The sequence below is a fragment of the Dapis purpurea BLCC-M126 genome (assembly GCF_050015975.1).
Taxonomy (GTDB): Bacteria; Cyanobacteriota; Cyanobacteriia; order Cyanobacteriales; family Microcoleaceae; genus Trichodesmium.
In genome coordinates this window covers 1-17,315 of the sequence record NZ_JBNHER010000042.1, presented here as the reverse complement: position 1 = coordinate 17,315, position 17,315 = coordinate 1, and the positions used below count along the sequence as shown (strand labels likewise).

Here is a 17,315-nt window from a genome sequence, read left to right as displayed (position 1 = left end):
CTTTAAACCTGAATTATTTAATTAATAATTAATAATTAATAATTATTCGGTAAAGCCAAAGAAGTGATGACCTTGCGACAGCGAGCAGTTATAGATATTATATCATGTTCGGATAATCAGTTATAATAAACATTCTTCACTTCCTCTAATTTACTTTTTCTCTCCCGACTCCTGTACAGGCGATTTGCAAATCGCTCCTACAACTCCTGACTCCTCTTCTCTCCTGACTCCTCCCTACGTTATTTATAAGTATTCAAAAGAACATGATATTACACCTATCCTAGAAGCACACAATTGGCAAGTAATTCCGATATGTTGAAGTTCTTTCTTAATATCAATTTGTATATCTATTACTATAAGCATTAAACCATCGACTATTACCTGTCAGCTATTAACTTATTCTTTTTGAAGGAAGAATCAAAGTTAAAAGATTGAGCGAAAATTAAAAGTTACTCTCAAAGTATATTAGCTAATATTTATTATTAATTAATTGCTCCAGAATTATTACATTACCAAGGAAAAGTTGTTTCATAGCATTCCGTAGGAAAGGCGAACAACCTGAATGGTTACTTATTACTCAGAAGATATTTTCTGTATTCTGTTAACTTTTCCTGATATCCAAAATTATTTAAATCCATTTTGCACAGGTACTTATTTTTATTATTTTAGCTTTTTTCTTGATTTATCCAATCATTAATCATCTGAGGACAACTAGCTAAAGATTCTGCTAAAGATGCAAATTCTACCAAAGGTAATGGGCGATTAAATACATAACCTTGAAGTTCATCACATTTATTTTTAACTAAAAAAGCCAATTCTTCTTCAGTTTCGACTCCTTCAGCGATGACTCGCATATTTAGTTTGTGAGCCATTGAAATAATTGCTGATGTTATAACTTGGTTAGTAGAGTTAAGATCAATGTTTCTAATAAAGTTTTGATTGATTTTTATGGAATCAATAGGAAATTTTTCCAGATAACTTAAGGAAGAATAACCTGTACCAAAATCATCTATAGCAATTTGAATACCTAAAGTTTTTAAACCATGTAAACTTCGCATAGCTGTTGTTTGATTTGTAATTAATACACTTTCATTAATATCTAACTCGACATAATTAGGAGCTAAACCACTATTTAAAAGAACTTTCACTAATCTTTGGCGTAAATCTAATTGATTTAGTTGGCGAGCAGATATATTCACTCCTACTCGTATTTTTCCTAACCCAATATCTTGCAAAGCTTTAACATCTTCACAAGCACTTTTCAAAACAAATTCCCCTATTGCTTCAATTAATCCTATTTCTTCTGCTAATGGTATAAAGTGTCCAGGTAATATGATAGAACCATCAGAAGTTTGCCAGCGTATTAGAGCTTCAGCACCAACAATTTGACCTGTTTTTAAATTAACTATTGGTTGGTAATAAACTTTAAATTGTTTATTTGATAAAGCTGAATATAAATCATTCTCTAACTGTAATGTATTAGTATTTTGATTTTTGCCTGCTTCTTTATAAAAATTATATTGATTATCTCCCTGTATTCGAGCATATTCCATAGCATTCTTGGCTTTTAAAAGTAATTCTCCAAGTTGCTCACTATCAACAGGATAAAAAGTAATTCCAGCATTAGCACTAATCAAAAACTTTTGTTGGTTTAACACATAAGGTTTAGTAAATTGCTCTAAAATCTTTTGGATGATAACTTGAGTTTCGGTTTGATTATTAACTGGCTCTAATATAATTACCAACTCATCTGTATTTAAGCGAGCAATAATACTATTTTGACTAATAAATTTATTAATCTTTTTAACTATAGATTTAATTAATAAATCGCCCCATTCATATCCTAAATCATTGATACGTTTGAAGCGATTAATACCTAAACAAATCACAGAAATAGTTGGTGTAAAATTTTTGTCTGATTGATGGCTTTGTTCCTTAAAACTGTGGATTTTACTAATAAATTTAGCAAACTTATCTGAGAGAATAATTCGACTCGTCAGAGCAGCTAGCTCCTCTTGATTTGTTAACCGTTCGAGCTGATTTTTTACCTGTTCAATTTCCTTAATATAGGATGACTCTACTGCTTGTTCCCCTTCATATTTTTGCAGAGCAATCTCAATTGTAGTTTTTAAAGCTTGAGGTTTAAATGGTTTGACTAAATAACCGTAAGGTTCAGTTAATTTTGCCCGCCCTAATGTATCATCATCCGCATAAGCAGTCATATAAATAACAGGTATTTTTAATTCAGAACGAATATGTCCAGCAGCTTGAATACCATCTAAATCTCCTTGAAGCATAATATCCATTAGCACTAAATTTGGATGGTTATTTGTTGCAGCTTGAATAGCTTCTTCACCAGAGTCTACAATTCCAATTACTTCATATCCTAATTTTTTAAGATTTCTAGAAATATTTTCTGCAGCAATTAGTTCGTCTTCAACAACTAAAATTTTTGTAGGGGTTTCAGAAGTATTTTGATTAATATTCATAAAATTTTTCCTGTATAAGCTAGATAAATTAATTGTATCAATATTATAGATTACATCAAATCCAGTAGTATCGGTATAAAAAAGCAGAGAAACCGGGTTTGCCTCAAATGCCGTAAAATCATCGACCTCCCACAACCTGGTTTCTGATAATTCTAAGGCAAGATAGTTTAATATTATACCACGATATAATCTCTTCCTACTCATCTCTTCCCGTTGCCCATTCCATATTTCCCTCAAGGTTGCAAGATTTATTGTTAAGGAATAGATTAAAATCTGGGTTTATACTTAAGAGGAGAAAATTTTAAATTAACCACTGTACCCTGACTACCATCAAACTCTATTTCAGCTTTTAATTGTTTAGAGAGAATTCGCACTAACTTTAAACCTAGAGAAGAACTATTTTGCCAATCAAAATCTGCGGGTATTCCAATACCATTATCTCTGATTGTGAGGTGAATTTTTTCCTGTTCATCTTGATGTAATTCAAGACCAACTTCCCCATTTTCACCATTAGGGAAAGCGTATTTTAAGGAATTAGTTACTAATTCATTAATTAGTAAGCCACAAGGGATAGCTGTTTCTAAATTCAGACTTATAGGTTCTACATTAATTACCGGATGAATTATATTTTCTCTGTTACTGTAAGAACATAACAAATTATCCATCAGAGTATGAATATATTCAGTAAAATCAATTTGTCCTAAATCTTTTGATTGATAGAGTTGTTCATGGATCAGAGCCATTGTTTGAATCCTATTTTGGCTATCAGCAAATAATTCCAGAACTTTTTCATCTTCAATATAATCTGACTGCAAATCTAATAAATTAGAAATAATGTGTAGGTTATTCTTAACTCGGTGATGAATTTCTTTGAGCAAAACTTCTTTTTCCTGGAGAGAATTTTGAATTTGTGTTTCTGCTTGTTTGCGATCGCTAATATCAATACAACTACCAATATAACCAGCAAAGCTATTATTCAGGTTAAATCTTGGAACCCCAGTATCGAAAACCCAACGATATTCACCATCTGCTCTTCTCAAGCGATATTCAATCGTAAATGGTTGGTGGGTATAAAAATTTTCTTGATAAGTTTCCAGATAATTTTCCAAATCTTCAGGGTGGATAGCCTGTTGCCAACCATCTCCTATTTCTTCTTCTAAACTATCCCCAGTAAAGTTTAACCAAGTTTGATTCAAATAGCTAAAAAGGCTATCATTTCCAGACATCCAAATTAATACGGGAGCGCTATCTGCCATCATCCGAAAGCGTTGTTCGCTTTCCCGAAGTGCTAACTCTGCCTCCTGATATTCTAAAGCACTAACAAAAATCTCACCGATAATTTTTAACAGATTAATGGTAGAGTCTGTCCACTTGCATAATTGACGAATTCCATCAAACCGAATAAAACCAATTAATTCAGTTCCAGAAACCATAGGGATACATAACAAAGATTGAATTGACTGTGCTGATAGTATTTGTTTTTCAGTGCTTGCTTCTAGAGGTAAATTCGAGATCACAGGTATATGCACTATTTCAAATTTATAGAGTTTATCCATTAACCATGGTAAATCACCTATGGGAAGATTTTGTAGATTGTCAATTTTAGTTTCTATTTCTGTAGCGAACCACTGATAAGCATTGCTAACTTGAGTTTGATCGCTACTTACTAAAAACAGATAACTACCATCTGCACCTGTTAACTCACCAACTTGTTTTAATGCTCTTTGGAGACTGCTATCAACTTCATTAGGATTAAGGTTAATAAAGCTAGTCGAGATACTAGAAACCAGTTTTTCCAATTCTAGTTGTTGCTGGAGAGTTACTTCCGCTGCTTTGCGAGCGCTAATATCTGTATGAGTGCAAATCATTCTCACTGGTTTGCCTGTTTCATCTCTAACTACTACTTTACCATAAGTTGCTATCCACTTCCACCCACCAGATTTAGTTCGTAGTCGATAGTCAAAGGCAAAAATAAATGAACTATCTTCTAAATGCAGATCCAAAGCATCCATTACCCAGTCTTTATCTTCCGGGTGAATTAGCATTTCCCAAGTGTTAAAATTTCTAGGCAGATCATTTTCCTCGTACCCTAACATTTCTAACCATCGGGAACTGTAATAACATTTGCCTGTGGGAATATTCCAATCCCATAAACCATCTCCTGAAGTTTCTAATGCAAGTTGCAGTCGTTCTTGAATCAGTTGTAGCTTTGTGTCTACCACTTTATATTCACTAATGTCTTGTGCTATTCGAGCTATTTTATAAACTTCCCCTGCTTGATTTTTGATGGGAAACCCACGAACCAAAATCCAACGTATTTCCCCATCAGGTAGTATAATACGATATTCTTGTTCTTCTTCTGTTTCCAGAGAGTTTGCTAAAGTTTCCGCTACTTTTGGGCGATCTTCTGGATGAACCGTATTTAGAAAAGAGTCGGGTGATGCGTATAACTCATCACAGCTATAACCCCAGATTTTTTCATAACTAGGAGAAATATAAATAATTTGGTTATTTTGCGGATCTTCTATCCAGAAAATACTGTGAATATTTTCTGCTATTTGATTAAATTTGTCTTCACTTTCTTGTAATGCTATTTTTGTTTGTTTGCGTTCCGTAATATCTAAAACTGTGCCGAAAAGTTTGATTACTTTACCTTCCTCATTAAAAATAGGTTTTCCGCTAATTAATATATGTTTTAGTGTAGCATCGGGGCATAATATTCTTTGCTCAATTTTTAGATTTTGGCCCTCATTAATTGCTACATCAATTGCTTTTTCTATTGTTGGTAAATCATCAGGATAAACTAACTTAAAATAATCTTCCTTAGTTAATTTTTTTAATTGAAAAGGTAAACCAAAAATACAATATAATTGTTCAGAACATCTAAACTCATTTGTAGTTAAATCATTTTCCCAAGTTCCCATCCCAACAATTTTTTCAGCTTCTATTAATTGTCTTTGATTAATAAAAAGCTGTTCAATAGATTGTTTTTCATCTGTAATATCTCGTACCACTGCATAGATTAAATTTTTTGTTAATAAAGGAACGCTATTCCAAGCTAACCATCTATAGGAACCATCTTTTGTGCGATAACGATTCTGGAAATTAAAAGCTGTAGCACCCTCAGAAATCTTTTTTGTTTCCGCAATAGTAATATTTTTGTCTTCTGGATGTACAAATTCAAGATAAGGTACTGCTAATAGTTCTTCTATACTATAGCCTAAAATTCTTGACCAACTTGAATTAAGCTGTTTAAAATAACCATCAGTACCAATAATTGCTAATAAATCAACAGAAAGATTAAAAAAGCGATCGCTTTCTTGAAATTTATTTTTTAGACGCTCATTTATCTGCTTAAAAGATTCTGCTAAATCTTCTATTTCAGTAAACTTAACTATCTCCTGCTTTAGGGATAAATCCTCTTCAGTAAGGTTACTTTTTTGAGTAGCTTTTAATAATTTGTATATTGGTTTAGTCATCCAGCGAGATATTAAGATAGCTAAGTAAGTAGCTATGGTTATTGATAATAAACATAATAAGATAGTCAGTTTAGTATTTCCATTAATTTGTGCCACAAATTCTGATGCTGGCACAGCTACTACAATCAACCAATCTAAGTCATTGTTATTTTGCGTAGGGATTAACTCTACAAAATATTGTTTGCCTTGAAATTCCCATTCTAATTGTTGCTTTTGTTCTAATTTATTAAAACTGCTTTGTTTGTTTAGTAATTTATTTATTGTTTCTTGGATTTTAGTAATAGGTAATTTCTGGTCTATAATTTCAAATTTAGAATCTGATGTTTCATGGAAAGAACTAGCTACAATTGATCCAGATTTTTCTATAAGATAAATGACACCAGATTGACTAATATTTACTTTTTGAAGTAATTTATCAATCTCTAAAATAGGCAACTCAACTGCTAATACTCCAATCAGACTATTATTCTGGTTGTAGACTGGATAATTAGCTGAGATAGCAAATAATTCTTTTGAATCATCCCTATTATAAATTTGACTCCAGACAGGTTTACCTGCTTTAACTGCATCTTCATACCAACTTTCAGTTTGATAATTATCTTCATAATTTTTAGATGTTTCTGTAATATCCCCTTCTGAGTCTATGGCAGATTCCATGATTATCTCTGAATTAGATTTAGTCATTAACTTAATGACCAAGCTATTATCATTGTTTCTCTTAACTCCCAAAAATTCGCCATTAGTACTGCCAAAATTAATCTGACTAATATTAAACTGTTTAATTTGCTGCAAAAACAAACTTCTTGTATCTGTTAAATTATTGAAATTTAGCAACCCCAATTTAATTAAATCTTGGTTGATTTGATAAATTAAATCAGGAGATTGCAAATAATTCTCCAAATCATGACTAACATGATGACCAATTTTAATATTAGATTGAGTTGCTAATTGCTTAACTACACTTCGTTCTTTTTGTAATAATGTCCAGCCGAAAAATCCAACTGTAATATATATCGGAGTAATCAAAGATATGCACAAAACAAATTGCAATGATAATTGCCCATTTTTCCAGAAAATATTATTTTCTGAAATCAGAGAATTTCTCAGTTTTTCTATTAGTATTTTTACTGGTGAAATTACCATTATTTTAACCTCAGCTATTCTTAATTAGAATTTTTGTTAGCATTTTTAAATCAGTGATATAAAATCTGGTAGTATCGTTATTATTAAACCTCAGATAAACCATTATTTATTGGAAAATACTGACATATAAGATTAATATAATTTTTCCCCTCCTGGGGAGCTACGAATTGCGGATAATCAGTTATAAAAATATTGGTTTGTAGTTTTGCTCTAGCCCCCTCAAAATAATTATTAATTATCTATAAGTGATAATTAATTGTCTCTTTCCCTATTCCCTATTTTCTTTTTATATTTCCTTGAAAAATAATATTTAAGAATAATAATCACTTAACTTTTTGAATCAACACAAACTCGGTCACGCCCTTGATATTTAGCCTCATAAAGTGCTAAATCTGCTTTCCTAATCAAATCACTAATTTGGGATTCAGAGTTATCTTTCCGGAGGCATGATTTTCTAGTAGCAATTCCACAACTAATTGTCACACAATTAGTAACTTTTGAACCCTGATGAGGAATAGCAGCACCTTTGATACTTTGACGAATTTTTTCGCCAATATGAACTGCTCCTTCTCTATCTGTTTCTGGCAAAACAATTACAAATTCTTCACCACCATAACGAGCTACTAAATCAGCAGGACGACTAACATTGTGAATAATAATATCAGCAATTTTCCTTAAGCAAGTGTCTCCTGCTGGATGGCCATAAGTATCATTATAAGCTTTAAAAAAATCTACATCACATATTATAATTGATAATGGTAAATCATTCCTCTGGGCACGTTTCCACTCGGTTTCTATAAACCGATCAAAGTGGCGACGATTAGCAATCATTGTTAAACTATCCACAGAAGCTAAACGCTCTAATTCTTGATTTGCTTTTTCCAATTTTTCAGTCAACATCTGCTGTTTTTCTACTTGTCGTCGCAGTTCACTCATTGCCCATTGAATTTCCAATAAGCGTCGAACTCGTTGACGTAAAACTGCCCAGTGAATAGGTTTAGTTACATAATCTGTTGCCCCTACTTGGAATGCTAAATCAACAGATGCTTGGTCGTCAAGCACTGTAATCATTAATACTGGTGGACTATTTTCTCCTAATAGATAATGTAATTTACCACAACAGGTAAACCCATCCATTCCGGGCATCATTGCATCCATTAATATCATATTTGCCAATTGTTTTTGACAAATTTCTAAGCATTCTTCTCCATTATTTGCTTCAATAACTTGATAACCATCTTTCTCCAATATACGACGTAGTATTAGTCGAATAGTCTTTTCATCATCGACTATTAATATTCGTTGTGGTACAGTCCAAAAATCTGGCTTAATCATCTTATGAATTTATTTCAAATTTTTGATTTCAACGCTATTTTAACTCTATAATATTCTTGATTAATTAATTCCATTAGTTCCTCTGCATTTTCTGTTGTACCCATACGACCTATTGCTTCTAATTCCCCACATAGTTCAGCTAAATTATTAGCTCCCATAGTTAAACTCAGAGATTTTAGAGCATGAGCAGAATTTCTCAATTCAACTGGATCTTTATTTTCTATTGCTGCTATAATTGCTTCTCTTTTTTGAGGTGCTTCCTCCAAGTAACTGTTAATTATTTCTTTTAAAATACTTTCTTCTCCTCCTGCTGCTTGCTCTTTTAGATATTCAAATACTAATTTATCAATAGCTGGAGTTGTAAAATTTGATGTCTCTTCGATGAGAGAATCTACTGAAGATAAACTGTCACTTTTTTCCTCTTCCTCTATTTCTGCTTCAACTTCCTCTGATGCTAGATTATTTGCTCCAGTAATATTGAATTCTGCTTGATTTTGATTTTCCAGCAGATTCAGACTTGCTTGTGGAATTAACTCTTGATTAACTTGATTTGATTTTAAATCAACCTCTATTTCTGCTTCAACTTTCTCTGATGCTAGATTATTTGCTCCAGTACTATTTGATTCTACTTGATTTTGATTTTCCAGCAGATTCAGACTTGCTTGTGGAATTAACTCTTGATTAACTTGATTTGATTTTAAATCAACCTCTATTTCTGCTTCAACTTTCTCTGATGCTAGATTATTTGCTCCAGTACTATTTGATTCTACTTGATTTTGATTTTCCAGCAGATTCAGACTTGCTTGTGGAATTAATTCTTGATTAACTTGATTTGATTTTAAATCAATCTCTATTTCTGCTTCAACTTTCTCCTGAGTCCTGAGTCCTGACTCCTGACTCCTTATGATCGACTCATCAATTTCTTCTGACTGTCTATAGCTAATATAATTTCTTAATGCCTTGATTAATGCTTCTACCTGAACTGGTTTACTTATATAGTCATTCATTCCTGCTTCTAAACATTCTTCGCGATCGCCACGCATTGCATGAGCAGTCATAGCTATTATCCAAGGTCGTTTCGGTTCAGAGAAAATTTGGCAAATTCGTCTTGTTGCCTGCAAACCGTCCATTTCTGGCATTTGTACGTCCATAAAAACTATATCGTAGTGTTGACGACGTAATGCTTCTAGAGCTTCTAATCCGTTATTTGCTAGATCGGCACGATAACCTAATCTCTCTAGAACGAGTAGAGCCACTTTCTGATTCACAACTACATCTTCCGCTACCAGGATGCGTAATGGCAAAAACCCAAATTCTGCTTCATTACTCAATATTGATTTTGCCTCTGAATTTTTTGATTTAAATGATATTGCTTGTTTTCCAAGCACAGAAACTAACATCTCATATAACTGAGACTGTTTAATTGGCTTACTCACAAAAGCTGCAAATGAAGCTCTACCTGCAATTTCTTCTGATGTCAGTTTACCTACTGAACTGAGCATAACCAAAGGTAATGCTTGATAATCTGGTATAGATTGAATTTTTTCGGCTAGAGTTAAACCGTCCATTTCTGGCATTTGCAAATCTAGTATCGCAATATCAAATTTTCTCCCAGAACTAATTAATTTTAAAGCTGCTTCTCCTGACTCCAATGCTTTCACTTTCATTCCCCAAGATTGTACCTGGAGGGTAAGAATTTTACGATTAGTTGCATTATCATCTACAACAAGTAGTTCCTTCCCAGTAAGTTCTGGTTGTGGTTGTTTAAGGTTAGATTCTGTAGTGGTTTCAGTTGCCATTGCCATCATAGTAAAATGAAATGTGGAACCTTTACCTACTTCCGTTTCCACCCACATATTTCCGCCCATAGCTTCACTTAACCGTTGGCTAATGGCTAAACCTAATCCTGTACCGCCATATTGTCGAGTCATAGAAGCATCAATTTGACTAAAGGGCTTAAACAATCTTTCTAGTCGCTTTTCGGGAATCCCTATACCTGTATCTTTGACAGCAAATTCAATCTCATATAGGTTATCAACGGGTGTGTGAATTTTATTACTCACAGAATTTGTCTTGGTTTGGTTATCATCGGTATATTTGAGCTGAGATAATTCCCTATGAGCTGATAACCATTTTTTCCCGTCTACTGAAACAATGACTTCCCCACTAGCCGTAAATTTAACTGCATTAGAAAGTAAATTAGCAAGTATTTGCCGTAGTCTTGTCACATCCCCTACTATTGCTTCGGGAGTATCTTGATTGATAACGTATACTAATTCTAAACCTTTAGCACCTGCTTGAGAGGCGACTAAATCTAGGGCTGATTCTACACAATTTCGGAGATTAAATGGTTGATCTTCTAATTCTAGTTTTCCAGATTCAATTTTAGAAAAATCAAGAATGTCATTAATAATTGTCAGTAATGAATCACTACTATTACGGATAGTATCTACAAAATCTTGTTGTTGAGAGTCTAATTCTGTATCGAGTAATAGCCCTGTCATACCGATAATTGCATTCATAGGAGTCCGAATTTCGTGACTCATCATTGCCAGAAATTCACTTTTGGCTCGATTAGCAGATTCAGCTTCTTGTTTGGCTTTTTCTAATTCTAAATTTTCGGTTTGTAGTTGGATTTGTCTTTGTTTTTCCTGTTCTAAGTTATCTGCTTGTGCTAGGGCAATTCCTACCTGTGGTGCAACTGACTCTAATAAATCAATTTCTTCATCTTCCCAACGACGATAGCGATCGCATTGGTGTAAAACAATTACTCCATTGGGTTTTCCTTTGTACGAGGTACGAACTGCTAATATTGACTTGATTCCTAATAAGCAACAAACATCCTCATCTTTCATTAATAATGGCTCTAAGTAGCTATTTTCGCTGCTTATTGCTTTGTCTTGGGCTAAGACTTTTTCCAGATCGTGGTTTTCTTTCAATGCCAATGATAGATCTTGCACCGATTCATATCCTGGTTCAAGATATTCTACTACTAGAGGAATCTGTGGCGATGGTTCACTCATGTAATAATAAATTAAACAGCGATTTACTGTAAATGTCTTACCAATTAGTGTGACTGCTGTTTGAAAAATTTTTTTACTTTCTAGAGCAGAACGGATTTCTGTGCTTAACTGTTTGTGAAGTAGAATTTGTTTGATGTGGTTTTCTAGGGCACTTTTTGAGGAATGGCGTTCTATTTGGTTTCCCACCCATTGGGCCATTAACTTTAATATGTGGCGATCGCTTTCTTTAAAAGGTTCTTTCTTAGGATATGGACTGGCAAAGCTGAGAGTACCATAGATTTTTCCTTCTACCATGACGCGAAAGCCAATATAAGCTTCTAACTTAAAAAATGTCTGAGCATAAGCAGGATGATGCTGCCATTCTGAATTTCCGGCAGCTTCAACACTAATTGGTTCATTTTTTTGAATAGTTTCGCCACAATAAGTTTGTTTGAGATTAATTGTATCTCCTGCTTTGATCGGAAAAGGAAATCCCAAGGGTAATTGGGAGGCGACTACTTCATAACGTTCTTCTGTTATCTTTGCTAGGATACCTATTTCTGTTCTATATCGTATCCGCCCCATACCCAAAATTCTTTGTAAAATAGCATCTAGATCTAAGTTGGTTTCTGCAGCTACTGTGTAGAGATCTCTAATTACTGCTTCTGTTTCCTTGAGTTCAGTTTCTGCCTGTTTTTGTTGCGTGATATCAGTAACAATACCAACAAATCCAATGATTTTCCCTTCACTATCCCGTTCACTTGTGATTACTAAGTTTACTAAAATCTCAGAACCATCTTTTTTAAGATAATGCCATTCTTGAGGTTCAGAAATTCCTTGTTTTGCTGATTTTACTAAAATATCAAAACCCTTAATTGGGTTATTGAATTTCTGAGTTAGTTCTTTAGCGCGTTCTATTAGTTGTGATTTTTGATTAAAAAATGTGAGGTTTTGTTGACCTACTACTTCTTCCCTAGAATAACCCAATAGTTTTTCAGCACCAGAGTTAAAAGTGGTAATCTGACCATTAATATCTGTAGTAATAATAGCAACTTCTGTGGTGGCATCAACCACTTGTCGTAGATTTGCATTGATACCTGCAAGTTTTTTCTGTGCTAATTTGTAATTTGTGATTACTTCTGTGAACATAATTATGCCACCTATTTCACCTTTGCTATTCTGCCAAGGGTGAATTTCCCATCGTATCCACTCCAGGGAACCATCTGCTCTAAGAAATTCCTCTGCTTCACATTTTTGTACTTCTCCTCCTAGACAAGCTGTATATATTTGCTGCCAGCGATCATCTATATTTGGAAAAATTTCATAGTTAGTACGCCCAATAATATCTTTTTCTGTCAAATTGTTATCAGTTAACCAACGTTTAGATGCCCATAAGTAGCGCATATCTGGGTCAAAAATAACTGCTGCTACAGGTGTATGTTCTAGTAGCAGGTCTTTGAATATCTCTTTTTCTTGTTGATTTTGGTCTATCTGCTGGTTTTCAGCAATTTCACAAATAGTAATTAATCCACCAATAAATTGATTATTTTCATCATTTACAGGAGAATAATGACACTCCAATAATATTTCTTTTTCAGTCTTAACTGGAGTGGAGTTTATCGTTTCACTAAAAGCTTTTTTACTATTAATTATTTGGAATTTACAAGGAGTATTTTCTTTGAAATTTTTATTGTTTACAGTGAAGGGTAATATTTCAAATATTGATTTTCCTATAGCATCTTTTCTACTAATTCTTGATATTTCTTCAATCTTAGGATTCCAATCTGTACAATTATAGTCAACATCAAATTTTACGATTCCATATCTACTACTTTTTATTATTTCTCCTGCAAAAAAAAAATCACGCCCCAGTAATAATTTTTGTTGCTTTAATTCTGAAATATCACGACTATAAACTATTATTTGTTCAACTTCTGATGTTCGGATAAAATCTTTAATCCTCATTTCATAAAAATGCCAGGAACCATCATTATGATATAATCTTGCTTCTACTTTTACTGTTAATTTCGGATTATGAATAATTTCCTTTAATTTATTTATAACAGATAAAAAATCATCTTGATGAACAAAATTAAGCAAATTTTTCCCAATTAATTCCGTTGGTTGATAACCTAATACTTCTTCTACGACTGGATTATTATATAAAATATTTCCACCAATATCTATAATTGTTACTGCATCACAATTGCTTTCAACCATTAAGCGAAAGTAATCTTGATTATCTAGAAGTCTAGTTGGAGTAGATATATTTGAAATTAATGTTCCTAAGTTGCTAAAAGTAGATATTAAATCTACTATCTTTTGATCGTATTCGCGTATTTCTCTAAGATAAAAGATAATAACTGCAACAACAGTATTATTAGCTATAATTGGAAATCCTAAAGCTGTTTTCAGACCTACTTCAGTTGCTTTTACAGTCCGCAGATATATTGTTTCTGGTAAACTACCAATATCTTTTTCCCACTCTGGCTGTTGAGAAACCCAAATCCTACCCGGCATATCAATGCTTGGTGGTAATGTTATTTCCTGACTGTAGCTATGAAACTTTGTTAATAATTTTTGAATCTCAGGCCGTCCATACCAAATTGGACTACATTCTATCCTACTACCACTACTGTTTGGTATCCATACCTCTGCGTAATCTCCGTCAATACTTAGACAAGCTTGATGGATCAATGCTTCTAGCGCTTTATCAAATTTTTGAGATTGAAGCTGGCCATAAGTCATAGTAGATGAGTTCCTGGTTGACAGAAATTCTGGGATTCTTGGGTTAATCAGCTATATATCTGATATTAATTTTCTACCGTTAAAGGTTAATTTATCGAGCGAATTTTATAGATTTGGGTTGGGCATACCCAAACTTATGGTTCTGTCTTTCAAAATATAGATTATAGAGTTATCATCTATTATTTTATTTATTCAATTTTTTTTCTTTGTTTGTTTTCGACTCTTCCAATCTGCTAGTGCTTTTTGAGCAGACTCATAAGCTGGTGTTCCATAAGGAACTAACTCACCAGCCAAAATAGCCTCACTCAAGTTTTTATTCTTGGCTCGTACTTGGGCAATACTCAAAATTGTATTACTCCACTGAGCAATCAACTTTTGAGCTTCTTCATACTTAGGCTCACCAGAGCGAATTTTACGAGCTTCATTAATTGCTTTAATATAAGACGAAGCTTGTCCAGGTTTAATCTGTTCTTTTGCAGATTTGAGTAATGCTTCATTAAACCCTTCATTAGCTTTTTTTTGTTTAGCTAGTTGTGGTTCCCAGGCAGCGATGGCCAACTGTGCTTCTTGATAAATTGGTCTGGCATTTCGAGGTACCAATTTCGCCGCATTAATTGCACCATCATAATCTCCTTTTAATGCTCGTCCACTAGCTATATCAAGAATAGTTAAACTCCAACGTTCTATTTGATTTTGTGCTTCAGGATAGAGTGGATCGCTTTGAGGAATTTGAGAAGCTTTAATAATTGCCTGACTAAAACTAGAAGCCGAAATTGAATTAAGTACAGTTACAGCTTCAGATAATATTAATTGATTTGTTGAAAGTTGACTTTCTTCTTGTTTTTGCCGATCCCCTTGTGTAATAGAAGTGTTTGCCGTAGATTGACCTTCTGAAGCAGGTACTACAGGTGATAGTGGTAAATTTGCTTCTGATGAGTTATTTTCCTCAGTTCTTATAGTAGGTAAATTATCTTTACCAACTACCTGTTTACTGGAAAATATAGACTTATTAGTTAAAAATACACCTAATAATAGCACTAAAGAAGTGAGACTACTTCCTACAAATAACTTTTGTAAAAAAGATTTATCAGCCTGTATGTTTTGAGCAATATTTTCAGACATTTCTACTTTTTTTATATTATTTTGCCTATTTCCTTGAGATGCAACTGTATTATTATTTTTATTAGTATTCCCATTTAGCATCTCTGTTTGGGTGGTTTTTGTTGTTATAGAAGTTTTGACGGAATTTGAAACTTGTTTTGTTGTTCTAGAACCTACTACGGATTCAACAATTACACCCACTTTTTTTGGAGCATCGTTGGAATCAACCTGAATTTTTTGAGGTAAAATTATCTGATCCATTTTATCAGTAGGATTTACCATCATAAGGTGATTTTGCTCTGGTCGCAGATATTCAGTACATAATTCTGATAAGCGATTACTTAAGAAATTATCAAGATTTTTTAGTGTTGTACATTTGCCAGAATTCAATCCTTCTAAAAGAGCTGCTGTAAAAAATCCTAGGCGCAGTGCAGAAGTTTCATTTGAAACCTGGTCAGGATGACATGATATTAATAGAGGTATTTCTAACTCTTTAGCTAGCTCTAGTGTGTGAACACCGAGTTGATTGTCCATTCCTGTCAAATGGCTATGCTTGATATCTAGCATAACTAAAACGTTTCGTACAGGAGACTTACTCAAATATTCTAATAGCTTTCTTATTGATATTCCTGTAGCTTCGGGGTCTGTCGGATTACCATCAATAGGCATCAAGTAGTCTTGATTTTGATAGCTAATACCATAACCACTGAAAAAATACCAGAGATAGTTCTCTACTTGCAATTGATTTTGACAAAAGCCTTCGATAATATCTAGTATATTTTCTCTACTAGGATAGGTTGGCTGTTGCCATATTGGTGTTGAACTATTGTCACTTAATAATAAACATTGTTCTACTGAAAAATTTCTTTCGTTGAGTAGAAAATTATGCAGTGTCTCTGCATCCTGTTGAGCATAACTGAGAGGTTCAAGAAACTCGTATTGATTTATACCAATGGCAATGCAAGCATAATTTTTCATTAACTAAAAATCCTATCAATGAGAAGAATATAGTCAGTGTTAGACATTGTGGTGTCTATTCCTTTTCAATAATTTGTTCCTTGATGATGTCCGTGTTGGTTTGTTAATGCTCTAGACACAGACACTATTAGTCACTGTCTGATTATCGCTATTGGAAGAATATCCTTAATCTGGACCGAACTGGATATGTTGTAGTAGGCATAATTCGATGATGGCCAGCTAAAGTAGTTAGTTCAGACTTGATGTGCAATCCATCGGAGACAAACAGAGAATTTTATAGGATTGTCAAGGTTTTTCATCGGTGATACCCAATAAATCACCTGTACCTAAGATAACATTCTTAGGCCATTTTAGATCAGTCCCTTAATCGGGATTGCTTTAGTAATACTAATCAAGGTTAAATTCCTACACTCTTAGATATATAGAGTGATTCTAATGTTCAGGTTTCTAACGTCACAGCCTGAACTCTAACTATACGAAAATCAAGCTATAAAACTAATCGATTATTACAGCCAAGGAAACTGCATAGGTATAAGGATAAGGACATAGGGAATCTCAACATATCCAATCTAATGGTGGAATGATCAAAGTTATACACCATACCAATTAGCAAAGAGAGTTAGGGAATCATGAACATTTCCCTGTGAGATTGTAAATAGGGTCTGTGAAGCAAGAATACCTACACCTAACCTAATTGTTTCAAAATTTCAGATAACTTTCTCAAAGGAATTCTTGGTTTAGAGTTAGGCCATAAAATTCAACGAGTAATACCAAATATTATGATTTTTATTATGACCTATTCTTATGGTAATTCAGTAGAGATACTTCTTAATACAAGTAGTGTTGGTTCTTATATGGGCGCAAAGAAATGTACATTTTTCCTGGATTTTCCAGGGAATATAAATATTTTTTTGTAAAATTTGAAAATCCTACAAAGCCTTCCTAGCAATAGATACAGATAATTATCTCCGAGTAAAATAATGATTTTCCGGAAAAAAATGTAGAAAAGGGGTTGACACATCAAGATAGAGTTGCTAGAT

Annotated in this window: 5 protein-coding genes; all 5 read right to left on the bottom strand. The window is 33.4% G+C overall.

What is annotated here, in order from left to right; translation table 11 throughout:
• Positions 1 to 665: 665 nt before the first annotated feature.
• Positions 666 to 2,489: a putative bifunctional diguanylate cyclase/phosphodiesterase gene (locus ACP6PL_RS04530; RefSeq protein ID WP_426542997.1), complete on the bottom strand. Its 1,824-nt coding sequence runs from the start codon at positions 2,487 to 2,489 to the stop codon at positions 666 to 668.
• A 266-nt stretch (positions 2,490 to 2,755) separates the two neighbouring features.
• Positions 2,756 to 7,111, bottom strand: coding sequence for a PAS domain-containing protein (locus ACP6PL_RS04525; RefSeq protein ID WP_426542995.1), 4,356 nt, complete (start codon positions 7,109 to 7,111; stop codon positions 2,756 to 2,758).
• 327 nt (positions 7,112 to 7,438) lie between these two features.
• The gene (locus ACP6PL_RS04520; protein ID WP_426542993.1) at positions 7,439 to 8,446 is read right to left on the bottom strand and encodes a GGDEF domain-containing response regulator; all 1,008 of its coding nucleotides are present in this window, start codon (positions 8,444 to 8,446) and stop codon (positions 7,439 to 7,441) included.
• 14 nt (positions 8,447 to 8,460) lie between these two features.
• Positions 8,461 to 14,196 (bottom strand): PAS domain S-box protein, encoded by a 5,736-nt coding sequence (locus tag ACP6PL_RS04515; protein WP_426542990.1) that lies wholly within the window; start codon positions 14,194 to 14,196, stop codon positions 8,461 to 8,463.
• A gap of 192 nt (positions 14,197 to 14,388) precedes the next feature.
• Entirely contained in the window at positions 14,389 to 16,275 is a 1,887-nt protein-coding gene (locus ACP6PL_RS04510; RefSeq protein ID WP_426542988.1) for a caspase family protein, read from the bottom strand.
• Positions 16,276 to 17,315: the final 1,040 nt, after the last annotated feature.

Excerpts from the sequence above, each read along its gene's own strand:
- ACP6PL_RS04520 (WP_426542993.1), bottom strand. The coding sequence starts at position 8,446 with ATGATTAAGCCAGATTTTTGGACTGTACCACAACGAATATTAATAGTC.
- ACP6PL_RS04530 (WP_426542997.1), bottom strand. The coding sequence starts at position 2,489 with ATGAATATTAATCAAAATACTTCTGAAACCCCTACAAAAATTTTAGTT.
- ACP6PL_RS04515 (WP_426542990.1), bottom strand. The coding sequence starts at position 14,196 with ATGACTTATGGCCAGCTTCAATCTCAAAAATTTGATAAAGCGCTAGAA.
- ACP6PL_RS04525 (WP_426542995.1), bottom strand. The coding sequence starts at position 7,111 with ATGGTAATTTCACCAGTAAAAATACTAATAGAAAAACTGAGAAATTCT.
- ACP6PL_RS04510 (WP_426542988.1), bottom strand. The coding sequence starts at position 16,275 with ATGAAAAATTATGCTTGCATTGCCATTGGTATAAATCAATACGAGTTT.